Below are 24,730 nucleotides of genomic sequence, written 5' to 3' on the forward strand. Positions count from 1 at the left end.
CGCTGCGGTACGCCGGTGGGCGGTATGGATGGCACTCATCGCGTACGGCGTATTTGCCGCCCCAGCCGGGGAGCGACGGACAAGGCCAGGCTGCGGGCCCTCCTTTGCACGCACCTTCGCCTGCTTATCAGCGCATGTTGATTAGAACAAGGAAGGTTCGCTCGATCAGCTTGGACGCACAATCGAATGTGCCAGGGGCGATCACAGGGGAGTTTCGCAGCAGCAGCTATTCGTCCACCCAACTGGCGACGTCTGGCAACTCTGCTCGTGCCGTTCGGAAGCCATTGGCCGCGTGTGCGTGATCTGCAAAGCCAAATGAGATCCCGCAGACAATCAACCGTTCCGGCGACAGACCAAAGTGACGACGGACCAAAGCCGGTCGGGATGCCAGCGCAGCCTGCGCCACGCAGGCGACACCAAGGCTATGTGCGGCAAGCATGAAGTTGTTGACGAAGCCGCCGCAGTCAATTGCGCCGTACACGCCGAGCGCCTCATCCGTCGTGACAATGGCGACGTGTGGAGCGCCGAACAGCCGGAAGTTCTCCGCTGCCTGCCTGGAGGATGCTTCCCTATCCCCCTTTGCGATCCCCACGCTGGCGTACAAGGCCAGACCGCATTCGCGCCTGCGCGCCTGGTATATCCCCTGGTACTCGCGCGGCCACAGAAAATCCGGAGCGGCAGGCTCTCGCGTGACTCCCTCAAGCATCGCCTCACGGAACCGGTCCGCCGCAACGCCACTCGCAATGACCAGTTTCCAAGGCTGAGAATTGCACCACGATGCCGTGCGTTGGGCCAGTTGAAGGATTCGCTCGATGGTTTCGCGAGGCACTTGATGAGGCAAGAATGCCCGGCAGCTGAAGCGGCCTGCGTGCAGGCGCTCGAGCGAGCTGAAATCTTTTTCCGGAATGGTGTTCTCCGGATGTGAGTCCGATGACATCGGCGTCCTCCTGGTTGTGGTTTGGCCGCGCGGCCAAGCGTCCAAAAAAACATGGCACTGCGTGCAGAACAGTGCCATGAACCCTTGCACCATGAAGGAAGATCAACTGTCACAGGCGCCCAGGACAAGCGCCGCGCTTGAGACTATCCGACATCCTCGCCGATCCCTGCGAGGACTTATGACGCTCAGAACTTGTGACGCACGCCGATCGTCGTGCCGAACTGGTTCATGCCCGGATCGGTATTCCCAAAGCCTGAGGCGCCGTTGCCCAGGCCCAGTGCCGACGTACCTCGGTTCTTCGTGTAGCCGACCGAAAGATACACATCGGTACGCTTGGAGAAGGCATAGTTGGCAAATCCAACAAACAGCCACGGATCCGCGTTCGTATTCTTGAAATCCTGATAGTAGGCGGCACCTGCCAAGGAAATCGCCGGCGTTGCTTGCCATCTGAGGCCCAACCACCAAAGATTGGAACCCTGGTTCGCGGCGCCGGCTATCGCGCCGGGAAGCAACGCACCATCATATGCCTTCGCCCACCGGTAGCCAGCGTAAGCCTGGACCCCATTAGTGGCGTAGGTTGCCGCAAATGTCGCCCGTCTGGTTTTTGCATTGGGATTGACGGTCAAGGTGCCGGTATTGATCTCGTCATAGACACCACCAAAGCTGAGCGGGCCCGTCGTGTAATCCAAGCGGACGCCGTATTCCCGTCCCAGCTTGGGGTTGCCGGGAACTTCGCTGCCCCCAGTGGTCCCGCTCTCCGCACCAAAGCTATACATCGCCGCGGCGTTCAATCCGCCGAAGGTACCCACGTACTTCACCGTATTGTCCGCGCGCCCGACGAACCCGAGATCCTGGGTGAAGATGGAGTACCTTGGGGCCAAGACCATGGGGTCGAAATTGGCAATGAAGTCGAACAGCAGGTTTTGCTGCCGGCCTAGCAAAATGCTGCCCCAGCCTCCTTGCAAGCCGACATACGCCATCCGGCCGAACAGCCGGTTGCCTTGGCCCGACTTACCGGTATCCGGATCAAAGCCGCTTTCCAGAACAAACACGCTTTTGAGGCCAGCGCCGAGATCTTCTGTGCCGCGCAAACCCCACCGTGAACCGGAGATATTGCCTGCCGTTTCGCGAATGACGTCGTGTCCGCCACCCGCCTGGTGATTGGCATATTCCACGCCAACGTCGACGACGCCGTATAGCGTCACGTTCGATTGCGCGTTGGCAGCCATCGATAACAACCCACCAACGGCTGCAATGCACACTTTGGACTTCATTACATCTCCTCCAATTCGGAATACTGGATTCGTTTCGTTATTTGTGTGTCCCATGGGCCACCCTGGCGGCGACAGGGGCGATGGCAGCCAACATGAGCTACATTGTTCAATCTTGAAAATGTGTCGTTGGTTGAACCAATGCATGGAGAATTTACATGATGGTGGCTTCTGTCGTCAATGCGCGCCGCGGATGTTGCTCACAGCTAGGGTTTCCCCCGGGTAGACGCAAATGCAAGTCAACGGCTAAATGTAGTCAATGGTACGGCCATTGGTTAGTCGACTAACGTGACGGATGTGTAGAAAGAGAGCCGCAGGGAAAGGGCCGCATGAGCAGTTCGTTGGTTAGTCTTAATCTGCTCTTGAAAAAAATAAAATTATTTATGTGAATGGAGATGAAACGGAAATGTGTAAGTGCAACTGTGGTGTGCGATGGTTTTGGTCGGGATATTTCGCGAACTGTCTAATGGGCGCGACAGGAGGCGAAAGGTGAGAAAGGCGATCGAAAGCGGGCGCACAGTCGACGTTCAAGAATTTATCGACAATCAGCGCCTTTCAGCGTTTCACTGGGTGTTGTTCGTTCTGTGTTTTCTGATTGTCGGGCTTGACGGATTCGACACGGGTGCAATGGGATTTATTGCGCCGTCGCTAGTTCAGGATTGGAAGATTCCACGCGAATCGCTTGGTCCGGTGCTGAGTGCGGCCCTCGTGGGCGTTGGCATCGGTGCGCTGGTAGTTGGTCCGATTGCTGACAGAGTTGGACGCAAGGCGGTGCTGGTTGCGTCGGTATTCTTCTTTGGTGCAGTAAGTTGTGCGACCGCCTTTGCCACTTCAATGGAGGGACTCACCGCTCTGCGGTTGATTACGGGGTTAGGGCTGGGGGCTGCTGTCCCGAACGCCGTGACCTTGATGTCGGAATATGTGCCCGCGCGTGTCCGAGGCTTCATGGTTAACGCAATGTTTACCGGGTTCGCGGCCGGGATCGCGCTGGGCGGCGTGTTGTCAGCCTGGCTGATCCCTGCGTTCGGCTGGCGAAGTGTATTGCTGGCAGGTGGCATTGCTCCACTGGTCCTTGCCTGCGTGCTGATCCTGTTACTGCCTGAGTCCGTCAAGTTCATGGTCGCGAACGGACGGTCTTCCAAACGCGTCGCTCGAATCTTGCAACGGTTGAATCGAAGTTATCCTGTTGATGGAAGCGTGTTCATTTGCGAAGCGGCAGATTCGGCTGATAACGTGAAAAGGTCCCCTATATCGCAGCTTTTGTCGAGGCACTATCTGTTAGGCACGATAATGCTATGGCTGAGCTACTTCATGTGCCTGACCGTCTTCTATCTCCTGACCAACTGGCTACCGACGCTCTTTAAAGCGTCGGGCTTCACGCTCCACGAATCCGCGATGACGTCGTCCCTGTTCCATGTGGGCGGGTGCATCGGAATTATTCTCGCGGGATGGCTCATGGACCGCTGCAGTGCCATTCGCGTAGTCGCGTTCTTCTACGTGCTGACGGCGGCAATCGTCCTGGTGATTGGTCTCAACGTTGCGCATGACGCTTGGCTGACCGCGCTGATTGTTCTTACAGGCGTGGGACTCTCTGGCGCGGCTGGATCTATGGCGCCGCTTGCGGCTGAGTTCTATCCTACGATGAGCCGCGCGACGGGCGTCTCGTGGATGCTGGCCGTCGGGCGAGTCGGCGCGGTGGCGGGGGCATTCGGCGGCGCGATCCTGATGGGGTTGGGCTGGCCGTTTGCGTCTATCTTCAGTCTGCTGGCTGTGCCAGCGCTGATTGCTGCGTTCGCGCTGATCGTACTGGGGCGAGGCAGTGTACGAAGAGAGCCCGGGTCGGCAGGGGGAGTGCCTGCAGCGGTGACGAAATCTTGACGGCTGTGTCGCAGTGCATCTCATCGCAAAGGGGGTAGTGCAGATGCGCTGCATCTAGGCTGGGGCGTGAATCTGATCCGGTCCAGTGGATTGTATTCGTTCGTAGATAAATAGCTTGCATACTAATTATTTCAACACTATGATTTTCCCATGACTTCACTAGACGCGCTACGCTTTGCCTTTACCGGCCAGTTGATGCGGGCCGGCAGGCAGTGGCGCCAGATTTCCCACGCTGTCGTCACTGCTTACGGCATCTCCGCCGCGGCCGCTGGCCCGCTCATGTTTATCCTCCGTCTGGGCGGCGGTGTGCGTCAGGTGACGCTGGCCGACCATGCCGGTCTGGAAGGCGCCTCGCTGGTCAGGCTGCTCGACCAGCTCAGCGCCGCAGGCCTGGTCCGCCGTGAGGTGGACGCCAGTGACCGCCGCGCCAACTCGCTGTGGCTGACAGAAGCGGGAGAGGCGCTGGCCGCCAAAATCGAGGCAGACCTCAAGCGCCTACGGGCCAATGTCTTCGCGGACGTCGCGCCGGAGGACTTCGAGGGTGCGCTGCGCCTGCTGGGCGCCCTGGCGCGCGCCGCGGAATCGACCCCTAACCCCTAGGGTTCCACGAGAGGTAGGGAGCGTAAAGCGATGGGTGGTTGGCCTTCCGCAAGGGACTGGATCTTTTCTGCCAAGGCCTTCGTGGCTTCCATGTTGGCGCTGTTCATCGCGCTCTACGTCGGCCTGCCACGCCCGTACTGGGCCATGGCGACGGTCTATGTGGTGGCGCATCCTCTGACTGGCGCGACCCGGTCCAAATCGGCGTATCGCATGCTCGGCACGCTGCTTGGCGCTGCCGCTTCGGTGTTGCTAGTGCCTACGCTGGTCAATGCTCCGCCGCTGCTGATGGCGGGCGTCGCCGTCTGGGTTGCGGTGCTGCTCTACGTGGCGCTGCTGGACCGCACGCCGCGCAGCTACCTGTTCATGCTAGCCGCCTATACGCTGCCCATGATCGCGCTGCCGGCGGTTGACCATCCGCAAGGCGTCTTCGACCTGGCCGTGGCCCGCGCGGAGGAAATCTGCCTGGGCATCCTCTGCGCGAGCGTAGTCGGGGCCGTGGTGTTCCCGGCGAAGGTCTCCGATGTGCTGCACGACCGCCTGGCCACGTGGATGGGCGATGCAGCCCAATGGGTCGGCGACATGCTGTCGCCAGACAACTCCGGCGCGGACGTGTTGCGCCACCAAAGCCGGCACCGGCTTGCCGCCGACATCCTGGCGCTCGATCAGCTAATCAGCCAGCTTTCCTACGATACCGAGACGGCTGCGCGCATTCGCGATGCCAAGGAGCTGCGCGGGCGGATGACCATGCTGCTGCCGGTCATGTCCTCCCTCGCCAGCCTGGTCGAGACCATGCAGCGCGATGAGGCGGGCGTGCCGCCCGAGCTGGCTGCGCGCATGGCGGCCGTGTCGGACTGGATCCGCGGCAACTCTGGCGGTTCGGCGCCGATGCCCGACGATGGCGCGGTGTCCTCGTCCTCGTCCTCGTTCGACACGGCGCTGGCCGCGACCGTCCACGACCGACTGCGCGAGCTGACCGCGCTGTGGCAGGACTGCGTAACGCTGCAGTACCGCCTCGGCGACGCCGAGTCTGGCGGCGAGTGGGAACCCGCGTTCCGCCGCTGGCGCGTGCGCGAGGCGCGCCATTATGACCACGGCATGCTGCTGTTTTCGACGGCCACCACCGCCCTGGCCATCTTCTGCATGGGCATGATCTGGATCTGGACGGGCTGGGCCGACGGCGCCGGCGCGGTGACGCTGGGCGCGGTCTCGTGCTGTTTCTTTGCCGCGCTCGACGAACCCGCGCCGATGATCCGTTCCTTCTTCACATGGAACGTGGTCTGCGTGGTGCTGGCGATGGTCTACCTGTTCATGATTCTGCCGCGCGCGCACGACTTTGAGATGCTGGTGGCGATGTTCGCCATCCCCTTTCTATTGTTCGGCGTGATGATCGTCCAGCCGAGACTTAACCTGGTCGCGATGCTCTTAACCACTGTGATGGCCAGCGATATCGGCCTGCAGGCCAGCTACAAGGCCGATTTCCACAGCTTCTTCAACGGCAATGTGGCCGGCGTCGCGGGCATCCTGTTCGCGCTGATCTGGACGCTGCTGGTGCGGCCCTTTGGCAGCGCGGCGGCGGTGCGCCGGCTGGTGCGTGCCAGCTGGGGCGATATCGCGCGCCACGCGACCGGCCGCGAACCACGCGAGCACGACCGCCTGCGGGCCCGCATGCTGGACCGGCTGGCGCAGCTGGTGCCGCGGCTGGCCGCCAGCGAGGGCGAACAGTCATCCGATGGCTTCACCGAGGTACGGGTGGAGTTGAGCACGCTGGCGCTGCAGCGCGAACTGCCCGCCTTGCCCGCCGAGCGGCGGCATGCGGTGCGTCGCGTGCTGCGCAGCGTCGCCGGCTACTACCGCGACAAGCTGGAGGCCAGGGTGCAAGTACCGCCGCCCGCCCTGCAGCTGCGCCTGGCACGCGCGATGAAGGGTGTGGCCGACAGGTCCGACCAGGCGTCGCGCACGGTGCTGGCCGCGCTGGTGGAAATGGAAGTGGCATTGTTTTCAACCTCTCCCGTGAGCGGGACGCAAAGATGAGCGGTGAAGTCAACCTCTATGGTGTCTACGTACCCAGCCTGCTGGTCTGGATGCTGGTGGCATTCGTGATCATGGCGGGCCTGCGCTCGGTGATGTCGCGCGTGGGCTTCTACCGGCTGGTCTGGCACCGCTCTCTGTTCAACCTGTCGCTGTACGCGATCATCCTGGGCGGGATGGTGTTGCTGGCAGCGCATCTGCAATCATGAAACTCAGATTGAAATCCATCGGGCCGGTCGTGCTCACGCTGGCGCTGACCGCCGGAGCGGCGGTTGTTGCCAAGCATTTGTGGGACTACTACACGATCGCGCCGTGGACGCGCGACGGTCACGTGCGGGCCGACGTGGTGCAGATTGCCCCGGACGTCTCCGGCCTAGTCACTCACGTGCTGGTCAAGGACAACCAGCGCGTGAAGCGCGGCGACGTGCTGTTCGAAATTGACCGTGATCGCTTTGCGCTGGCGCTGCAGCAGGCCGAAGCAAACGCCGCCGCAATCCGCGCCACACTTGCCCAGTCGCGGCGTGAGGCGGCCCGCAGCCAGCAACTGTCGGAGATCGTCGCGAAGGAAGTGATCGAAGAAGGGCTGGCCAAGGTCCAGCAAGGCGACGCTGCGCTGGCGCAAGCCGAGAGCGCGGTCAACCTGGCCAAGCTGAACCTGGAGCGCACGCGTGTAGTCAGCCCGGTCGACGGCTATGTCAACGACCGGCTGCCGCGCCTGGGCGACTACGTCAACACAGGCCGGGCGGTGATGTCGATGGTCGATGAGAAGTCGTTCCACGTGGAAGGCTATTTCGAGGAAACCAAGCTGGCGGGCATCCATCTCGGTAGTGCGGTCGAGATCCGTATCATGGGCGAGTCCAAGGTGCTACACGGCCACGTGCAGAGCATCGCTGCCGGTATCGAGGATCGTGACCGCACCGCCGGCTCGAATCTGCTGCCCAACGTGAACCCGACCTTCAACTGGGTGCGGCTGGCGCAGCGCGTACCGGTGCGCATCGCGCTGGACGACATGCCCGTCGACATCCGCCTGGTAGCGGGCCGCACGGCCACGGTCTCAGTGGAAGATCAGCGTGGCGGCAAGACCAGCGCCGCCCCGGCCGCCGCGGGCCTCACGTCCCAGGGTGGCCGCATGATCGCGCGGGGCCAGGCCGCCAGGCAGGAGTCGGTCCGGTGAAACGCTTTACGCTAGCCCTGATCTCCGCCATGGCGCCGCTGCTGTTCGCCGCCTGCACCACGGTGGGGCCGGACTACCGTGTGCCCGAGCAGGCAGCCGTCAAGGCGCCCGAGGCCAATGGCCCGTTCGCCGGCACCGATCATCCTGCCGTCTCTATCTCGCCCGTGCCTAACGGCTGGTGGCGCCTTTACGACGACCCCAGGCTCGACGCGCTGGTGCAAGAGGCGCTGGCTGCCAACACCGACCTTCGTGTAGCGGCAGCCAACCTGCGCCGCGCCGTCGCCACCTACCATGAGGTGGAGGCCGAGAACCTGCCGCGGGCGGCGGTGAAGGCAAGCGCCGAGCGCGGCCTGATTGCCGGCGAGACTCTTCTGCAGGAGGAGAAGTTGCCCGTCATGAACTTCGGCGATGTGGGCTTCGGTGTTTCCTACCTGATCGACTTCTTCGGCAAGCTCGCCCGGGCTGACGAAGCGGCGCTGGGCGCCGCACAGGCCAGCCAGGCAGCGCTCGATCAGGCCCGCGTCGTCGTCGCCGCCGAGACGGTGCGCTCCTACGTGGAAGGCTGCGCCGTCACGCACGAACTCGCCGTGGCCGAGCACCAGCTGGCGCTACAGGAGCGCGGCGTCGAGCTGACCCGCAAGATGGTGGCCGCCGGCCGCGGCCAGCCTCTCGAGTTGCTGCGCGCCCAGTCGCAGGCCGACACGCTTCGCTCCGCGATGCCAAGGCTGCGGGCCGGGCAGGAAGCGGCGCTCTACCGCCTTGCCGTGATGCTGGGCAGGCTGCCCACCGCAGCGGCCAAGGACGACTACGCGTGCCATGCCATTCCGAAGCTGACCCAGCCGCTGCCGGTGGGCGACGGTGCCGCGCTGCTCAAGCGGCGTCCCGACGTGCGCCAGGCCGAGCGCGTACTGGCTTCGGCCACCGCCAGGATAGGCGTGGCCACCGCGGACCTCTATCCGTCCATCAGCATCGGTGCCTCGGCCGGCTTTACCGGCGTCCTGGAGCACCTCGGGCAGCCGCAGACTGCGCACTGGAGCTTCGGGCCGTTGATTACCTGGAACATCCCGACCAGCGGCACTCGCGCCCGCATTCACGGCATGGAGGCCGGTGCGGACGCCGCGCTGGCACATTTTGACAGCGTCGTGCTCAAGGCATTGCGTGAGACCGAGACCGCGCTCAGCGCCTACACGCACGAACTGGAGCGCAACCAGTCGCTGCACGATGCGCGCGACAAAGCCAATGAAGCCGCGCGTCAGAACCGGCTGCTCTACACGGTTGGCCGCGCGCCCTACCTGAGCAGCCTCGACGCGGACCGCACGCTGGCCAATAGCGATGCCGCGCTGGCCGCATCCGACGGACAGGTGGCGTTGGACCAAATCAGTCTGTTCCTGGCGCTGGGTGGCGGTTGGCAGGACGCGCCCAACGTGCGCGAGCAAGTCGCCACGGCACGTTCGGACTCGACCACGTCCGGCCATTGATGCGCTCTGTGGCCTGTCCGGCGGCGCCGGATAGGCAAAGAGGGGAGGTGCGTACCGCCACATCGGAAAGTCATTCCGTTGGAAGGTCCAAGCTAAGCGAAAGCGCCGGCTCGCGTCGGCACAATAAGGGCCCAGGGCCGGTTGCTGTTCTATCTGCAAGCCGGTCAGCTCCAGCCACCAGCGCTCGGTGTCCTGGGTGGGTGGCGGCGGCAGCGCCCATTGTGTGCCCGGACCTCCGATGCCAGCAATCCGCCCAGATAGCCCGCTTCGGTGCCACGCGAAGGTCCATTTCGCATAGCAATACCATGAGATCATGGACTGCGCCTTCGAGGTCGCACATAGGATCGCCGCGTACTAAAGTGGGAGTGGTGTGAATGGCTCTCCGGCCCGAAAAAGGGGGCGCTATGAACATTGACTACACGCTGACACTGTTGGCGGTGCAGGCATGCTTGTTTGGGTGCGCGACAAGCTTACAAAATGGCCCCCCCGGGAAGTGACCAATGTGCCACTAGTGGCAGCGCCCCGAAATCTCGGAGAGGTCGCAACGGTTTCCCTAGCGCGGAAGGGCGAGGACACGAGTTTCGTGATCGTCGTGGGCGGAGTCTCGCCGCCCCTCACCCTCCCGGCTCGGTTTTACACTTTCATCTATCCCGGCTCATGCGGCAATCTGGCGGCAAAGCCAGCTTACGAGATGAATGAGACCCTGGTTGCAGAAAGTATGACGGTGAGGGGCCCGTGGACGCTGCACAAGGTAGCGCCCATCCATTTCAGAGAACTTCGATCGGGTGACTACGCCCTCGTGGTACGCACCGCGCCATGGGATGGCAGCGTCGACCTATTCTGCGGCAATCTCAAGTCTCATCAGCGGTCCTAGCCTCAGCGGTAATGCCCGCTCGCATCCATACCTTGTTGGTGCAGCATAAGGCGCTTTTTGCCCGCTAGAAGGGGGGCTGGTCCGGCGGAGCCTTACTGGGGGCCTGCATCAACGGCCACCAGTCATCCATTTCATCCTTCGCTCGTCTCGTGTCACTTCTCAATCATCCTTTCCGATCAGGCCACCGTGCTGGCCCTACTTGTCGCGCGCCCGCATTAGTTACGTCTTGCTCGATCTGGCTCGCTGCGCCGACTAGTACAACATCCCGTAAATGGCTTTAATAATTATCGGGCTGCAGATATAGGTGCAGGTGTTGCAGATCGCCATGAGAGCGGCTGGCCGATGCTAGCAATCGCGCGCGGTGCGCCAGGTGGAGACGATCTGTTGGCGAAATGGGGCTCGCCAGGCCTACCGTCGTATGGCTACAAACTGAAGATCGTGGACGAGACAACCGGTGAACCCTGCACGGCCGGCATGAAAGGTGTGGTCGCCGTCGAAGCCCCGCTGCCGCCGGGCTGCATGGCGACAGGGTGGGGGGACGACGCGCGCTATTTGAACACCTACTGGTCCAGCTTTTCCGGCAAGCCGCTGTATTCCAGCTTCGACTGGGGTGTGTGCGATGAGGACGGCTATATCTTTATTCTCGGGCGCACCGACGACGTGATCAACGTCGCCGGGCACCGCCTCGGCAGCCGCGAAATCGAGGAAAGCATTTCCAGCCATCCCGACATCGCTGAAGTAGCGGTGATTGGCGTTGAGGACAAGTTGAAAGGCCAAGTGGCGATGGGGTTCGCCATCGCGCGCAACCCCGAGCGCGTGCAAACGCAGGCCGACCGGATCGCGCTAGAAAACGAGGTAATGAAGACAGTGGAGCGCCAACTAGGCGCCGTGGCGCGACCTTCGAGGGTGTTTTTCATCAATGGGCTGCCGAAGACACGCTCCGGCAAGCTACTGCGCCGGGCGATGCAGGCTGTGGCCGAAGGACGCGATGCGGGTGACCTGACCACTATCGAGGATCCGGCGGCACTGGAACTGGTGCGAGCAGCGATGCAGGGTGAGCAAGAGGGCGCGCCAAAGCAGTAGCTAAGATCAGGTCTTGCCGCGAGAGTTCAATGAGCCATCTACAATGTGCTCATGCCCTTCGCCCCACAATCAGCTAGTTGGCGAGGGATTCGGCGGATTTTTGACGAATCTCGGCCATCCCTCGATCTCACCGTATCGCTAAGGCTTTGTCTCGTTGCTATGTTTGCATGTGTATCGAAGAAGCGGAGAGAAACGGCACAGGCGCGCTCACGCGCTTGCCCTACGGCCTGCGGATGCTGACGTCAGGTGGAATGCTTGGACGGGTTCTCGGCAAGCTTCTCCTTGAATCTACCGGTTGTCCGGTGTCATGACAGAGGCCAGTGGTAAAAACATGGGGAACCGGTCTGACACGCCGCTGTCTCGGCTGAGCGATCTGGTATGGGAAGTGCGCGCGCTCGCCCGCGAAGCGGACAAGCACACTCTTGCGCAGTGTGCCGGCCATAGGCATCAATATGCTGAGCGCCTCGAATCGCTGCTTGACGCCTGGATGACCTCGTTTACTGGTCGTCAGTTGTTGGTATGTTTTGGCGCGGCCCTTGAGTTGGGTGTGATTCCGGAGCGCCATATTTCAAGGTGCATCACGGCCGCAAGCGGCACCCAAGCGAGAGACATACGTGCTCTCTTTTGGGCAGGGATGCGAAGAGTTCAAGCCTCTCGGCTTTCCCCCGGCCGTCGTGCCGTTACCAACGCCGCTAGGGGGAGCGGGCAAAGTGAGGGAGTCTAATAGCGCGCCTTCTACGAAGGCGGCGATGAGCGCCCGCACCTGAACCATCTCGTCGAGCGAACCCGTGCCTGGCAGAGGTGCCCATCGCCCACGATGGCTGCGAAAGGCTGCCCCATAACGATTGCGGTTGATCTCGGTCAGGCGAGCCACAACGATCGGATCTTGATCGTCCAGACGTTTGATCAGCAGGTGACGCCCGTTGGCTTGCGGTGACGATCTGGTCATGACCCAGCAGGGCGCGCAGTTGACGCTGCAGTTCGGCAGCGTAATGTTTGGTGGCCAAAGCAGGCATGTCGGTTCCCCGATTACGATGCGCCGATTGCAGCGAATAGCCCCGGAAACTCCATTTGAAGGGACGTGCCCCTGATTGCGCTCGCGCATAGTCTGCTCGGTGCGCTCGCGCAGGTGTGCGGTGCTGGTATGGCTGTAATGGCTGGCATGGCGCAGCACACGACGGGCGTAGCGGGCAAGCCAATGTTCGATCGGATTGCCCCAGCTTGCGTGCAAACTTTATTAGGGGGTCTGGCCGCTTCTGCCAACCAGGAACCATGTGTGCAGGAGGTGTCAGGAATTCTGTGTGCTGAGGTCGGTTAAATAAATCTCAGCGTAGGGCGTTGGTGAAGCGGTCACCGAAGAGAATGGCGAACTGGTTGGCCGCTTGTTTCCAGGTGATGGGCGGCATCTTCCAATCTTTCTCGATGTTGCGCAAGGCCAGGTACAGCAGCTTGCTGGCGGCTTCGTCGCTGGGGAAGTGGCCCCGGTTCTTGACGATCTTGCGCAACTGCATGTGCATGCTCTCGATGGCATTAGTGGTGTAGATGATTCTGCGCACTTCCGGCGGATAGGCAAAGAACGGGATGACCTGCTCCCATTGCCGCCGCCACATGTCGGCCACCGTCGGGAATTTGCGGCCCCAGACGCTGCCGGCAAAGGCATCCAGCGCAGTGGCAGCGGCATCGGCCGTGGCAGCCTGGTAAATCGGCTTGAGTGCGGCCGCCAGGCCCTTGCGATCCTTCCAGCTCGCCAGGTTCAGTGAGTTGCGGATCAGGTGGACGATGCAGGTCTGGATTTGCGCGGCCGGGTAGACGGCCTCGATCGCCTGGGGGAAGCCGCGCAGGCCATCGACGACGGCGATCAGGATGTCGTCCAGGCCGCGGTTCTTCAGTTCGTTGAAGACCTTGAGCCAGAACTTGGCGCCTTCGGTCTGCTCGATCCACAGCCCGAGCACCTCCTTGCGCCCGTCGGCGCGGATGCCCAGCGCGAGGTAGACGGCCTTGTTCCTGACGGTGCCTTCGTCGCGGATCTTCAGGCGCAGCGCGTCGAAGTAGACAATGGGGTACATCGCCTCCAGCGGGCGCTGCTGCCATTGTTCGACCTCGGCCAGCACTTCGTCGGTGATGGTGGAAATCAGGTCAGGCGAGACCTGCAGCCCATACAGTTCCTGCAAATGGCCCTGAATCTCACGCACGCTCATCCCGCGTGCATACATGCTGATTACGTGGTCGTCGAAGCCGGACAGCCGGCGTTGCAGACTCACCTTGAAACTTTGGCCCGGTAGTGGTTACGCGGACAAGCTGGCGAAGTACCGGGACTACGTGTCGCAGCGCATGAAGTTCTGGGCGGTGCTGCTGTTCTGTATCGCGGTTCCGTCGGAAATTCCCGGTTATCTGTTCGGCTCCATGCATTACCCCTTCCGCAAATTCCTGGCCGCGATGGCGATTGCCGAAGCGGGCTATGCATTTGGTATCGTCGTCGCCGGGGAAAGCCTGGCAATCGATCGGCCCTTACCTTTTCTTATCGCCGTCGGCATCCTGGCGGTCGTCGCGGTGCTGGCGGGCCTGGTGCTGCGTGCGGTCAGGAAGCACAAGTCGGGCGGCCTGCAGCGGCGCTGAACGGGGCCGCCAGGGGTCTGCGGGAGACCACTTTCGCCCCATGGCCGGTCAACCGACGTTTGTGCCGAATCGGTCATGCAAGTCCGTTCCCAACGCTGCTGGAACCGCCGATTACTAGCGTAAGATAAATTCTCAAGCGTGCATTTCCGGGGCTCGCTCTCTCCAGGAGAAGACATGCGACTAGCTGACTTCATCTTGCGGGATACAGGCCGCATTGTGGCGGCGTGGGAGGAGTTTGCGACCACCCTGCTGCCAGCCGCAAGAAACATGGACTCCCTCGCGCTGCGTGACCACGCACCGCAGATCTTGCAAGCCGTGGCGAAGGATTTGTTGACCCCGCAAACGAGGGAAGCTCAACGCGAAAAATCCATGGGACAGGCTCCCAAGCTACTCGGTGCGCCGGAGACCGCTGCACAAACGCACGCCCTCCTGCGGGCGCGCGGTGGCTTCAACATCAATCAACTGGTCGCTGAGTACCTGGCGCTGCGCGCCAGCGTGCTGCGTTTGTGGATTGACGAATGTCAGCCGGCCGCCCCTTATCTGGACGACGTGATGCGGTTCAACGAGGCTATCGATCAGGCAGTCGCGGAATCCGTGGCATTTTTCCATTCGCAGGTAGAGCAGGCTCGCGACCTGTTGCTCGGCATGGTTGGGCACGATATGCGCAGCCCACTGCAGACCATCCAGACGACCGCCTCATATCTGGCGGCGCTGAACGCTGGGGAGAAGGTATCGGAAGCTGCAGCCCGACTGATTCGAAGTGGTTCCCGCATGAATTCTCTTCTGGATGATCTGTGCGATTTCAACCGAACGAAACTCGGCTTGGGCATCAACATCACGCCTTACGACGTCGATCTGGCTGAATTGGTCGCCGATACCGTGGACCAGTTGCGTGCAGCTCATCCGACCCGCCGCATCGAGCTTGAGGTGAAGGGCAACGTGCAGGGTATTTGGGACGGCCTGCGCCTGCAGCAACTGCTTTCCAATCTGGTGCTTAACGCGATAAGGTACGGCGCGCCGGACGAGCCGGTCTGCGTTGCAGTCACCGGCCATGACGCGGAAGTCAGTCTCGAGGTCAGGAACAGTGGTCCCGCCATTGACCCGCTGTCGCTGGAGCGCCTTTTTGATCCGTTGAGGAGAGGCCCGGATCAGGAGAACAAAAATGCGGACGGCCTCGGACTCGGGCTGTACATAGTGAGCGAGATTACCAAGGCCCATCAGGGATCGATCGAGGCGCGCTCCGACCAGACAGGGACCACGTTTGACGTGCGTCTGCCGCGTCGCACGTAACGGGCGCGGGCAGCCTGTTCTCTATTGCCGACAGCTGGATTGACCGCATCACCAACTCCCGTTCACCGCCTCACCCCCTGCTTTCCCGCCTGAAGCGCGTCGGCGCATGCCCGGTCCAGCGCTGGAACGCCCGCCGAAACGCTTCCTCGCTGGCAAAGCCAAGCTGCTCCGCGATTCTTCCTACCGACCAGTTGGTCGTGCACAGGCATTGTTCCGCGTACTCTTGCAGGCTGTGTTCGCGCAGTACCCGGTAGCTGCTGCCGTCGGCAGCGAGACGGCGGCGCAGGGTCGGCTCGCTCACATCAAAGCGCATGGCCAGCTCAGCCAGCGTCGGCAGCCGCGCGCCATGCACCAGCGCTGCGTGCAGGATGCCGTGCACCTGCTGGCTCACTGATACGACCTCGACCGGCGCGCCGATCAGGCGGTAAGGAAAATCTTCCAGGAAGGCGTCGAGCTCCGCGGCCTGGCGCACGACCGGCCGGTCGAGCAAGGCCTCATCGAATTCGAAGCCGTAGGTCTGGGCGCCAGACGTCACCGCGGCATGGAACAAGCCCAGGAAAGGTATGGCGTCCTCGCGCCGGGGATGCGCCAGGTAGACGTGGGTCGGGCGCAGCGGCTGGCCGACCAGCCAGCCGAACAGCAGCATATAGAAGAAGAGCCCGGTCAGGTCCACCAGGCAAGCCGCGGAGGAGTTCGCACGCCGCAGCGAATCCATGCGGAACACCGCCTGCCCTGCGCTTTACCCGAGGCTGAGCGCCCCGGCGCGCGGATACAGCATCGCGCAGAAGTCGGCCGCGCAGCGGATCGCCTCCCTCAGCGTCTGGCTGCTCAATACGCAACGGCACAACAAGTCCACTTCCTGCTTGCGCATCGGGGGGTGGCCGTTGCCTTTGGCGACCAGGGCTTCCAGCCGCTCGATCGCGGCGCGATAGAGCGCGGTGAACCGGGCCGCCGGCGCATGCCCGGATGCGCCGGCGGCAGGTGGAACCTCGACGCCCTGCCGCTTCAGTTCGTCCAGCAGGCGCTGCACCATGCCGTGCGGAACAGGTACGGGATTCCCCGGTATGTGGGCATTCATGGTCGCTGGTTCTGATTGCTTCGGTAGCGATGGTTGATCGTTCGGGTGGGGACTCGGTGCGGCCTGGCCTCCCATAATCATCCCGGCACTTCCACCCGCGCGACAGCTTGCGCACGGCCTGGGCGATGGAGGTTGCCATGCCCTGAACACCATGCCTATACGGGACAACCCATGACCGCGCTTCTCTCCCGCAAACCCCCGGCTCCGGCATCGCAGCCCTGCTGCCCTGCCTGCGCCGCTTGAGACACACCATGATCCACATCCTCGATGAAATCGTGCTCGCGCCCGGGCACCTGCCCACTGTGCTGAGCCTGCTGGAAAGCCAGTACCTGCCCGGCAGCGCCGCCAGGGGCCTGGCGCTGCTGCAGCGCTGCGTGTCGCCGCCCGTGGCGCTGGAAGATGCACCCAATACGTTGTGGCTGCTGTGGCAAGTGGCGGATGCGCCGGCTTACTACGCCATGCGCGCCAGCATCGATGCCCCGGTGCTCGCCTTCTGGTCGACAGTCGACACGCTGTGTGAAGCGCGCCGCCGCCATGTGATGGCCGATGCGACAGCTACGCTGCCCCAGCGCAAGGAGCATTGCGATGCGGCTTGAGACAGCACAGGTGCGATTGCTCGCCGGCTTCTGCTCCGGGACGTGCACACAGGAGCAAGCCCTGCTTGCCCGCATTGAAACGCTGCCGGGCCTGAGCCATGTGGCGATTGGCAGGAACCTGGCGGGAAGCTGGGGCGCTGGCGACTACACGCTCGACCTTCTATTCGACCCGACTGCATCCGGCTCGCCCGGTCACGACATCGGCCTGGTTGCCGCGCTGGACGGCATGGCAGAGGTGGATAGCGTCGCCTATCGCCCGATCTCGGACGGACTGCGCGCCCCTCCACTGTGCCACGGGATCTGGCGCACGCTGATGTTCCGGCTCCGGCCTGAAGCGCCGGACTGGCAGGTCCGCGCACTTGAGCAAGACCTGCTGCGGATGCCCGAGTACATGCCCGGCATCCTCAACTGGCGGCTTGCCCGCGTCCTGTCGCCCGGCACCTGGACCCATGTCTGGCAGCAGGAGTTCGCCAGCACAGACGACCTGCTGGGCGAATACCTGATGCACCCCTTTCATTGGGGCCATGTCGACCGATGGTTCGACCCCGAGTTTCCCGAATGGACAGTCCAGGCGATCTCCCATGCCTTCTGCCCGCTCGCGACAAGCCTGATTGCCAACCACAACCGCACCGAGGAATACGCGCCATGACCGCACACAGAAAACTGACAGGAAAGATTGCGCTGGTAACCGGCGCCAGCCGCGGCATCGGTCGTGCCATCGCGCAGCGCTTCGCGGCGGAGGGCGCGCTGGTGGTTGCCACGGCACGGCGCGCAGGCGAGTCCGAAGACGAACCTGGCACGCTGGCTGAGACGGTTGGCCAGATCCGGCGGCAAGGGGGCAGTGCCATCGCGCTGGCGGCGGATCTCGAGGATCCCGCGCAACGCGACGACCTGGTGGCGCAGGCGGCAAGTGCTGCGGGCGGTCTCGACATCCTGGTCAACAATGCCGGCATGGCGGAATACAGCCGCATCGAATCGATGCCGCTGGAAATCTTCGACAGGACGGTCAAGCACTACCTGCGCATCCCCTTCGTGCTCAGCCGTGCAGCGATCCCGCTGATGCGCACGCGCGGCGCGGGGTGGATCCTGAACCTGGGCTCCGTCACCGCCCTGTCGCCTGCTCGCCCATATCAGGACTTTGACCGGGCTGGCGGGGTCACGGCCTACGCCGCGGTCAAGGCCGCCATCAACCGGTTCACCGAGGGCCTGGCAGCGGAACTGGAGGCCGACAATATCGCGGTCAATTCCGTAGCGCCGAGCACGGCGATCCGCACGCCAGGCAGCGAGCGCTATATCCCGGACGGCTATCCCACCGAGCCAGTGGAGTACCTGGTGGAAACGGCGCTTGCACTCTGCAGCGTGCCGGCCCGGCTGCGCACCGGCCACATCGCCCATAGCCTGCACTTCCCCCTGGCGCACGGGCTGAACGTCCGTACGCTTGATGGCCAGGGCATGCTGCCGCCGCCCGTGATTCCGTCCTGGGCACATCCTGGTTTGAACCACGAACTGTCCGCAAGGTGAGGCCATGGAGAAGAGCATGCGCGCTGTCGTCATTGATCGTACCGGCGGGCCCGACGTACTCAGGCTTGGAGACCTCCCGAGGCCGGAACCCGCTGCCGGCGAAGTCCTGGTCCGCGTGGCCTGTGCCGGCGTGAATCCCGCTGACTGGAAATGCCGCGAAGGCTATCTGAGCCACTTCATGCAGTACAGCTTCCCGTTCGTGATCGGCTTCGATGCCAGCGGCGTCGTGGCAGCGGTGGGAAGCGGCGTCAAGGACTTTGTCCCGGGACAACGCGTGTTCGCGCAGACCGCGGTCGGCGCAGGCAAGTGGGGTTCCTATGCCGAGTACGTTGCGGTCAGCCAGGATTGCGTGGTGCCGATTCCCGACAACCTGGGATTTGCCGAAGCCGCGGCCGTCCCCACCCCGGCGCTGGCCGCCTGGACGGGACTCTTCGACGAAGGCGGACTCAAGCCAGGCCAGACGGTGCTAGTCCATGGCGGTGCCGGCGCGGTCGGCACGTTTGCCGTGCAACTGGCAAAGGCGGCCGGGGCAACCGTCGCAGCCACCTGCAGCGCGGCACGCCGCGACGAACTAATGGCGCTCGGGTGCGACCTGGCAATCGACTACCGGGGCGACGACATCGCTGCCGCCATGCGGGCATGGGCGCCGGCTGGCGTCGACCTGGTATTGGACGCGGTTGGCTGCGGCACCCTGCCGAACGGCATGGACCTGCTCAGGCCCGGCGGCATCCTTGTCGCCATCCTGACGCTGGTCAGTGGCGACAACGGCCCGGATCCTGCCGCAGCCGCGCAGCGCGGCGTCCGCACCGCCGTGGCGTTCAGCAAGATGCCCAGCGGCGCGCGGCTGCGCGAGATCGCAGCGCTGCTCGGCAGCGGGCGCCTGCGACCGCCCCGCATCGAATGCCTGCCACTGGAGCAGGCCGGGCGCGCACTCGATCTGGTCCAGTCGGGCAAGGCGGCAAGCAAGCTGGTGCTGCGTATCGCCGAGCCAGCCAATGCTGGCGCATGACCATGACACCATCGAACGGAGTAAAGACAATGAAGAGCAAAGCTCTCCTGCTATGCACGCTTGCCGGTGCGGTGCTAGCCGTTTCACAGATCAACGCACCTTCCCTGGCCGCGATGACGCCTGACGAAGTCAAGCGCCTAGACGGTCCCCTCACGCCCATGGGCGCGGAACGGTCCGCCAACAAGGATGGCAGCATCCCCGCGTGGAGCGGCAAGTGGCAGGCCACGCCCGCAGGCCTGGCGTTCCGGCCGGGCGATGCATATCCCGACCCCTACGCGTCGGAACAACCGCTGGCAACGATCACGGCCCAGAACCTGGAGCAGTACCGTGCCCGCCTGAGCGACGGGCAGCTCGCCATGTTCAGGCTGTACCCGGCAACCTTCAAGATGGCGATCTATCCCAGCCATCGCGACTTTCGCTATGGCGATGCCGTCTACAAGGCGATCCAGCACCACGCCCCCGGCACGCAGCTGACGAGCGACGCGAACGGCCTCAAGGACTATCCGCCCACCGCGCCTTTTCCCGTTCCCAAGAATGGCCTGGAGCTGATGTGGAACCTTCGCTTCTCTTCCGCCATTGCCGAAGAGGCCGCCGTCTATGACCAGGCAGTCGTGTATCGCGACGGCAAGATCGCGTGGGGCAAGTGGAAATACGACATCTGGTCGCCGGTCAACGGCACCGCATTCGAAAAAGGCTCGCCCCTGATCAACCGGACTTTCGCCCGCGTTGAAACCGAACTGCCCTTACGCGAACGCGGCAATATCATCGTCTCCCACAATTTCTGGGATCGCGAAGGTTCGGATACGGCCAGGACCTGGCAATACAATCCCGGCACGCGCCGGGTCCGGCAGGCACCCGAGTTCGGCTTCGACCAGCCGCTCGGTCCGGGCGGCTTCCGCACCGTGGACGACGATCGCCTGTTCAATGGCTAGGTGAGCGCTACGACTGGAAGATTGTCGGCAAGCGGGAGATCTATATCCCCTACCACAACTACAAGCTGGCCGATCCCGCCGTCAAGTACGCCGAGCTGCTGGGCGCCAACCACGCGGCCCCCGACCTTGTCCGCTACGAACTGCACCGCGTCTGGGTGCTCGAAGCCAAATTGAAGCCAGGCTTCCGGCATCAATACGCGAAGCGCGTGCTGTACCTGGACGAGGACACCTGGATGGCCGTGCTTGCCGACAACTACGATGCCCGCGGCCAGTTGTGGCGGACCAATCTGCAATCGTCGCTTTTCGCCTACGATGCACGGCGCTATTACCCGGCGGTGGCGTTCTATCACGACCTCACCGCTGGCGCCTATCTGGCGGACCGGCTGACCAATGAAGGCAAGCCGGTACGCCTGAACAGCAGTCCGCAGTTCAGTGAAGCGTATTTCTCGCCCGATTCGATCCGGGGGGCGGGGCATTGACTCTCGCACCCATGCAGGCATCCGGATGACTGAGGGAGGATGCCTGCTGTTGGGGCTTGTGGTCGTGCATTGATTCCATCCCTGGATGTTCCCCATGCATAAGTGCTGGAGCTCGACTGCTCCAGTGGCTTGCGCAAGCGCTTGCCTCAGCGCGAGCTCGATTATCGCGTTCATGGGCGACGAGGCGGAAACCAGCGGCGTGACCCCTGCCCGAAGTCGCAGTACTCCCCTAAGCCCCGCCGTTACGGCGTGCCGCCCGACACATCGACCCGATACACCCGCCCGCTCGTCGTCGACGTGCCCGGATCGGCCAGCACGTACAGCGCCTGCCCGTCATCCACGCCAAAGGAGAACACACTGCCTGGGACAGTGACCTTCCAGTCGACCTGTTCGACGACAACGCCGTCGCGATACATGAAGCTCAGCAGCTTGCCCGTGCAAAGGTCGGTATAGAAGTACCGCCCCTGCAGCGCCGGACTGGCACTGCCCCGGTACACATAGCCGCCGACGATGGCACAAGCGCCCGCGTCATGGCCGTATTCGAAGACCGGCATAGTCAGCCCGGTCTTGTCGCACCCGGCCGCACCCACGCAGGCGGTGCCCTCGGTCCGGTTCCAGCCGTAGTTCAGGCCCGCGCTGGTGGCCGGCGCCACGTCGACTTCCTCGCGCTGGTCCTCGCCGACATCGGCGATATACAACAAGCCGGCGTCGAACGAGAACCGCCACGGGTTGCGCAGGCCGAGAGCCCAGATTTCGCCGCGGCTGCCGGACTGGCCGACGAACGGATTGCCGGCAGGCAAGCCGTAGCCGGACGCGCCGCTGACGTCGATGCGCAGCATCTTGCCGAGCAGCGTTCCCGGGTTCTGGGCGTTGCCCGAAGGATCGCCACTGCCGCCGCCGTCGCCCGTGCCGATATAGAGCATGCCCTCCGGGCCGAACGCGAGCTGGCCGCCGTTGTGGTTGGAGAAAGTGCCGTGCGGGATCGACAGCAGCACGGTGCCGGATGCATTGGCGATATCCGGATTCGCGGCCGACACGCTGTAGCGGGCGATGGTGATGGCGCCATTGGCGTCGGTGTAATAGACGTAGAAGCGGCCGTTGGTCCCATAGTTGGGATCGAACGCCATCGACAGCAGCCCGCGCTCGCCGTCGGTCGTCGTCAGCGCTGCGATATCGAGAAACGGTGTAGCGACCAATGTGCCGTTGCGCACGATCCGGATGCGGCCGGCCCGCTCGACCACGAACAGGCGCGAATCGCCGTGGGGCGCGGTCAGGAAGATAGGCGCTGATAACCCGCCGGCAACCTGCGTCAGCGACAACTGCACGGTTTCCGGCGAGCCGTAGGCCACGCTTGCCGAAGCACGGCCGCCCGCGGTCACCGCCACGGTCTGCGAAGGCGGCTGGGGCTTGAGGAGCGTGCTGCCCGTCAGCACGCTGGCGGCACTGATGGTGTAGCTGCCAGCAGCCAGGTTGGACAGCGTAGTCGACTGGGTCACGGTCTGGCGGAATTGGCCAGGCCCCGATACCGTGATGGCCGCCGACGTCCCGGACGGCAGGCCGGAGATGGAGAGCGTCAGCGTGCCGGTGCCGGTGCCCGTGGCGCTGTCACTACCCCCGCCGTCCCCGCCCCCTCCGCAGGCCGCGAGACCCAGGTAGCAGGCGATGAAGAATCGGCAAAGCGAATATCGAAGTGCTTCGGACATGGCGCGCTCCTGTCACGGCTCAGGCACAGCCTGCCATGCAAGAACCGGTCCACGGCCCTGGCACAAGTCCGGCCGGGCTTCCAGCGGCAGGCGCGCCTCGCCTTTGTAAAAGGTACTTCATGCGCGTGGCATCGGCGATACATGCGGGCGCCTGGATCAGCTATGGTGGCCGGATCCGCAAGCTTCCCCCGGCCAGCACTTCATCGGGAAACAGCGCATCCGTCGCCAGGGACGTCCAGTACTGCTCCGGCTTCTGACTCAGGCGGCCTGTGCCATGCCCGAGCGCGAGGCAAGGAAAGTCAGGAAGGCTGCGACGAGCAACAGCGCGGCGCTCGCCACGAACGTGGTCTGGTAGCCGCTGATGTCGAACAGCAGGCCGCCAAGGGTGGAGCCCAGTGCGATGGCCAGCTGAATCACGGCCACCATCGACCCGCCGACGGCTTCGGCGTTCTTCGGCATGGTCCGGGCGATCCAGCTCCACCAGCCAACCGGAGCCGCAGTAGCCGCCAGCCCCCAAAGACCCAACAGCGCCGCGACGGCTGCGACCAGCCGCCAAAGGGGATCAGCGCCAAGGCGATAACCGCCATCAACAGTGGGATGGAGATCAGGGTGCGGTACACCCCCCCGCTTCAGGAACATGACCAATGAGCGTGGTGCCGATGAAGCCTGCAACACCGATGGTCAGCAGAACGAGCGACAACGCGGACATGCTGACATGCGTCACGCCTTCAAGGAACGGCCGCACATACGTGAACAACGCGAACTGCCCCATGAAGAAGGCGCCGCAGGCAGTCATGCCGAGAGCCGCACCGCGGCTCTTGAACAGCCTGAGGACGTTGCCAGAGGCGGCTGCGCGCGATTCAGCCTGCATTGAAGGCAGGCAGGGATATCGTGGCGGATCGCTTCAACGCAGGGGTGCGGCTGGGCGACACCATCGACAAGGACATGATCGCCGTGCCCATCGGCCCCAGGCTGCGCGTGGCCGTGGTGGCCGCGCCGTCTTACTTCGCCGGGAATCCGGCTCGCAAGACACCACGTGATCTGCCAGCGCACCGCTGCATCAATCTCCGGTTTCCAACGCACGGAGGCTTGTCCGTCTGGGACTTCGAGCGCCGTGGCCGTCAATTGAAGGTGCGCGTCGACTGCCAGGTCGTTTTCAACACCACGCCGCATATCGTGATGGCCGCGCTTGAGGGGCTGGGCGTCGCCTTCCTCCCGGAAGAGGAATTCGCACCCCACGTCGAGGCAGGGCGGCTGGGACGCGTGCTGGAAGACTGGTGCCCTCCGTTTGGGGGCTACCACCTGTACTACCCCCGCCGCCGCCAGGCATCGCCAGCCTTTTCGCTGGTGGTGAACGCACTTCGCGTTGGCGGGTCGGCCCGCCGCTAGCGTCGAAGGGAGCGCGGCGGGCGACAGCCGGCTGCCAGGCCACAGTGAAACGACATGCATGCGATGCCGCGAGCGCTCCTGAATCCGCCTGACCGCCGGTCGCCGCGCGGGAGTAGCGGCTACAAGTCAACCGAAACAGGCCTTACACTTATCCAGGACCAGTCCCCCCATGAACCGGCCTCTATGCCAGGCCAAAGCTCGATCGGCGTGGACAGTCATGCTCGTCAGGTAGTCGGCCATTGCGGTCACCCACCCGCTCGCATCCCGTACTTGTGGCCATTGCTTCCGAGCCAAACCGCTCATTCCCAGGGCAAAGGAGAAGCCATGGAAGAGATCGCAAATACCACAGTCTTGTTCATCGCAGGCTTTGGCCCGATTGTTCGTGAAGCGGAGGCAAGCCGCAAGCTGTACAGCCAGACCTTCGGCATCCCCTTCAATGAGGAGAAAGGCGGTTACCTTCATACGGAGGCTCTGCAAGGAGCGAACAGCTTCGCCCTGTGGCCGCTTTCTGAGGCAGCTCAGTCCTGCTATGGCAGCGATTCGTGGCCTGGTGACGTTCCTATCCCGCAAGCCTGGATTGAGTTTGACGTTGATAACGTCGAAAGGGCTACGGCAGAGCTTGAATCACGAGGGTACCGAATGCTGGTCAGGAACAAGAAAGAGCCGTGGGGCCAGACCGTCAGTCGTTTCATCGGGCCGGAAGGGTTATTGGTAGGGATCACCTTTACCCCATCGATGCGAGAAGAGAAATAATGCTGGCCGCAATCAAGGCCGACGTTCCTTCCCATCGAGAC

Annotated in this window: 16 protein-coding genes and 6 pseudogenes; 16 read left to right on the forward strand and 6 right to left on the reverse strand. The window is 63.4% G+C overall.

What is annotated here, in order from left to right; genetic code table 11:
- Positions 1-226 precede the first annotated feature (226 nt).
- Both AC3WL8_RS00745 and AC3WL8_RS00750 read right to left on the reverse strand, forming a co-directional pair.
- Positions 227-937: a nitroreductase gene (locus AC3WL8_RS00745; protein WP_492377758.1), complete on the reverse strand. Its 711-nt coding sequence runs from the start codon at positions 935-937 to the stop codon at positions 227-229.
- Positions 938-1,122: 185 nt separating this feature from the next.
- A complete protein-coding gene (locus AC3WL8_RS00750; RefSeq protein WP_492377759.1) occupies positions 1,123-2,211 on the reverse strand; it encodes a porin in 1,089 nt (362 codons plus the stop codon).
- A gap of 486 nt (positions 2,212-2,697) precedes the next feature.
- On the opposite strand from AC3WL8_RS00750, the gene AC3WL8_RS00755 reads away from it, so the two are divergent.
- The 7 genes and pseudogenes from AC3WL8_RS00755 to AC3WL8_RS00785 form a co-directional block, all read left to right on the forward strand.
- Positions 2,698-4,086 (forward strand): MFS transporter, encoded by a 1,389-nt coding sequence (locus AC3WL8_RS00755; protein ID WP_492377760.1) that lies wholly within the window; start codon positions 2,698-2,700, stop codon positions 4,084-4,086.
- A gap of 150 nt (positions 4,087-4,236) precedes the next feature.
- Positions 4,237-4,686, forward strand: coding sequence for a MarR family winged helix-turn-helix transcriptional regulator (locus AC3WL8_RS00760; protein WP_492377761.1), 450 nt, complete (start codon positions 4,237-4,239; stop codon positions 4,684-4,686).
- A gap of 30 nt (positions 4,687-4,716) precedes the next feature.
- Complete coding sequence (locus tag AC3WL8_RS00765; RefSeq protein WP_492377762.1) at positions 4,717-6,717, forward strand: FUSC family protein; 2,001 nt, start codon at positions 4,717-4,719, stop codon at positions 6,715-6,717.
- The gene (locus AC3WL8_RS00770; RefSeq protein WP_492377763.1) at positions 6,714-6,923 is read left to right on the forward strand and encodes a DUF1656 domain-containing protein; all 210 of its coding nucleotides are present in this window, start codon (positions 6,714-6,716) and stop codon (positions 6,921-6,923) included. The genes AC3WL8_RS00765 and AC3WL8_RS00770 overlap by 4 nt, the downstream gene beginning before the upstream one ends.
- Positions 6,920-7,888 (forward strand): efflux RND transporter periplasmic adaptor subunit, encoded by a 969-nt coding sequence (locus AC3WL8_RS00775; protein WP_492377764.1) that lies wholly within the window; start codon positions 6,920-6,922, stop codon positions 7,886-7,888. Before AC3WL8_RS00770 ends, AC3WL8_RS00775 begins: the two co-directional genes overlap by 4 nt.
- Positions 7,885-9,366 (forward strand): efflux transporter outer membrane subunit, encoded by a 1,482-nt coding sequence (locus AC3WL8_RS00780; RefSeq protein WP_492377765.1) that lies wholly within the window; start codon positions 7,885-7,887, stop codon positions 9,364-9,366. Before AC3WL8_RS00775 ends, AC3WL8_RS00780 begins: the two co-directional genes overlap by 4 nt.
- Positions 9,367-10,567: 1,201 nt before the next feature.
- Positions 10,568-11,323: pseudogene (locus AC3WL8_RS00785) on the forward strand (AMP-binding enzyme); the annotation flags it as partial.
- Between the two features lie 1,325 nt (positions 11,324-12,648).
- Here AC3WL8_RS00785 and AC3WL8_RS00790 read toward each other — a convergent pair.
- Positions 12,649-13,575, reverse strand: a pseudogene (locus AC3WL8_RS00790) (IS256 family transposase); the annotation flags it as partial.
- Between the two features lie 10 nt (positions 13,576-13,585).
- Here AC3WL8_RS00790 and AC3WL8_RS00795 point away from each other — a divergent pair.
- Positions 13,586-13,939, forward strand: coding sequence for a hypothetical protein (locus tag AC3WL8_RS00795; RefSeq protein ID WP_228772622.1), 354 nt, complete (start codon positions 13,586-13,588; stop codon positions 13,937-13,939).
- A gap of 174 nt (positions 13,940-14,113) precedes the next feature.
- On the forward strand, positions 14,114-15,229 hold the full coding sequence (locus tag AC3WL8_RS00800; RefSeq protein ID WP_013952035.1) for a sensor histidine kinase: 1,116 nt from the start codon (positions 14,114-14,116) through the stop codon (positions 15,227-15,229).
- Between the two features lie 70 nt (positions 15,230-15,299).
- Here the strand turns inward: AC3WL8_RS00800 and AC3WL8_RS00805 are convergent.
- A pseudogene (locus tag AC3WL8_RS00805) lies at positions 15,300-16,262 on the reverse strand (AraC family transcriptional regulator ligand-binding domain-containing protein).
- A gap of 296 nt (positions 16,263-16,558) precedes the next feature.
- On the opposite strand from AC3WL8_RS00805, the gene AC3WL8_RS00810 reads away from it, so the two are divergent.
- The 5 genes and pseudogenes from AC3WL8_RS00810 (at position 16,559) to AC3WL8_RS00830 (ending at position 20,844) form a co-directional block, all read left to right on the forward strand.
- Positions 16,559-16,903 carry a hypothetical protein gene (locus tag AC3WL8_RS00810; protein ID WP_013952033.1) on the forward strand — a complete coding sequence of 115 codons (345 nt, stop codon included), beginning with the start codon at positions 16,559-16,561 and terminating at the stop codon, positions 16,901-16,903.
- Entirely contained in the window at positions 16,893-17,552 is a 660-nt protein-coding gene (locus tag AC3WL8_RS00815; protein ID WP_211979609.1) for a Dabb family protein, read from the forward strand. The genes AC3WL8_RS00810 and AC3WL8_RS00815 overlap by 11 nt, the downstream gene beginning before the upstream one ends.
- Positions 17,549-18,424 carry an SDR family NAD(P)-dependent oxidoreductase gene (locus AC3WL8_RS00820; protein ID WP_013952031.1) on the forward strand — a complete coding sequence of 292 codons (876 nt, stop codon included), beginning with the start codon at positions 17,549-17,551 and terminating at the stop codon, positions 18,422-18,424. The genes AC3WL8_RS00815 and AC3WL8_RS00820 overlap by 4 nt, the downstream gene beginning before the upstream one ends.
- A gap of 16 nt (positions 18,425-18,440) precedes the next feature.
- Entirely contained in the window at positions 18,441-19,433 is a 993-nt protein-coding gene (locus AC3WL8_RS00825) for an NADP-dependent oxidoreductase (protein WP_041228527.1), read from the forward strand.
- Between the two features lie 29 nt (positions 19,434-19,462).
- A pseudogene (locus AC3WL8_RS00830) lies at positions 19,463-20,844 on the forward strand (DUF1329 domain-containing protein).
- Positions 20,845-21,086: 242 nt separating this feature from the next.
- Here the strand turns inward: AC3WL8_RS00830 and AC3WL8_RS00835 are convergent.
- Together AC3WL8_RS00835 and AC3WL8_RS00840 are read right to left on the reverse strand one after the other, a co-directional pair.
- Positions 21,087-22,547: a PQQ-dependent sugar dehydrogenase gene (locus AC3WL8_RS00835; RefSeq protein WP_211979608.1), complete on the reverse strand. Its 1,461-nt coding sequence runs from the start codon at positions 22,545-22,547 to the stop codon at positions 21,087-21,089.
- Positions 22,548-22,805: 258 nt separating this feature from the next.
- Positions 22,806-23,427, reverse strand: a pseudogene (locus AC3WL8_RS00840) (MFS transporter); the annotation flags it as partial.
- Positions 23,428-23,429: 2 nt separating this feature from the next.
- On the opposite strand from AC3WL8_RS00840, the pseudogene AC3WL8_RS00845 reads away from it, so the two are divergent.
- Together AC3WL8_RS00845 and AC3WL8_RS00850 are read left to right on the forward strand one after the other, a co-directional pair.
- Positions 23,430-23,936: pseudogene (locus AC3WL8_RS00845) on the forward strand (LysR substrate-binding domain-containing protein); the annotation flags it as partial.
- A gap of 324 nt (positions 23,937-24,260) precedes the next feature.
- Positions 24,261-24,689: a VOC family protein gene (locus AC3WL8_RS00850; protein WP_013952025.1), complete on the forward strand. Its 429-nt coding sequence runs from the start codon at positions 24,261-24,263 to the stop codon at positions 24,687-24,689.
- Positions 24,690-24,730 lie beyond the last annotated feature (41 nt).

The sequence above is a fragment of the Cupriavidus sp. FW305-F7 genome (assembly GCF_058782875.1).

Excerpts from the sequence above, each read along its gene's own strand:
- AC3WL8_RS00745 (WP_492377758.1), bottom strand. The coding sequence starts at position 937 with ATGTCATCGGACTCACATCCGGAGAACACCATTCCGGAAAAAGATTTC.
- AC3WL8_RS00750 (WP_492377759.1), bottom strand. The coding sequence starts at position 2,211 with ATGAAGTCCAAAGTGTGCATTGCAGCCGTTGGTGGGTTGTTATCGATG.
- AC3WL8_RS00760 (WP_492377761.1), top strand. The coding sequence starts at position 4,237 with ATGACTTCACTAGACGCGCTACGCTTTGCCTTTACCGGCCAGTTGATG.
- AC3WL8_RS00765 (WP_492377762.1), top strand. The coding sequence starts at position 4,717 with ATGGGTGGTTGGCCTTCCGCAAGGGACTGGATCTTTTCTGCCAAGGCC.
- AC3WL8_RS00770 (WP_492377763.1), top strand. The coding sequence starts at position 6,714 with ATGAGCGGTGAAGTCAACCTCTATGGTGTCTACGTACCCAGCCTGCTG.
- AC3WL8_RS00775 (WP_492377764.1), top strand. The coding sequence starts at position 6,920 with ATGAAACTCAGATTGAAATCCATCGGGCCGGTCGTGCTCACGCTGGCG.
- AC3WL8_RS00800 (WP_013952035.1), top strand. The coding sequence starts at position 14,114 with ATGCGACTAGCTGACTTCATCTTGCGGGATACAGGCCGCATTGTGGCG.
- AC3WL8_RS00810 (WP_013952033.1), top strand. The coding sequence starts at position 16,559 with ATGATCCACATCCTCGATGAAATCGTGCTCGCGCCCGGGCACCTGCCC.
- AC3WL8_RS00815 (WP_211979609.1), top strand. The coding sequence starts at position 16,893 with ATGCGGCTTGAGACAGCACAGGTGCGATTGCTCGCCGGCTTCTGCTCC.
- AC3WL8_RS00820 (WP_013952031.1), top strand. The coding sequence starts at position 17,549 with ATGACCGCACACAGAAAACTGACAGGAAAGATTGCGCTGGTAACCGGC.
- AC3WL8_RS00825 (WP_041228527.1), top strand. The coding sequence starts at position 18,441 with ATGCGCGCTGTCGTCATTGATCGTACCGGCGGGCCCGACGTACTCAGG.
- AC3WL8_RS00835 (WP_211979608.1), bottom strand. The coding sequence starts at position 22,547 with ATGTCCGAAGCACTTCGATATTCGCTTTGCCGATTCTTCATCGCCTGC.
- AC3WL8_RS00850 (WP_013952025.1), top strand. The coding sequence starts at position 24,261 with ATGGAAGAGATCGCAAATACCACAGTCTTGTTCATCGCAGGCTTTGGC.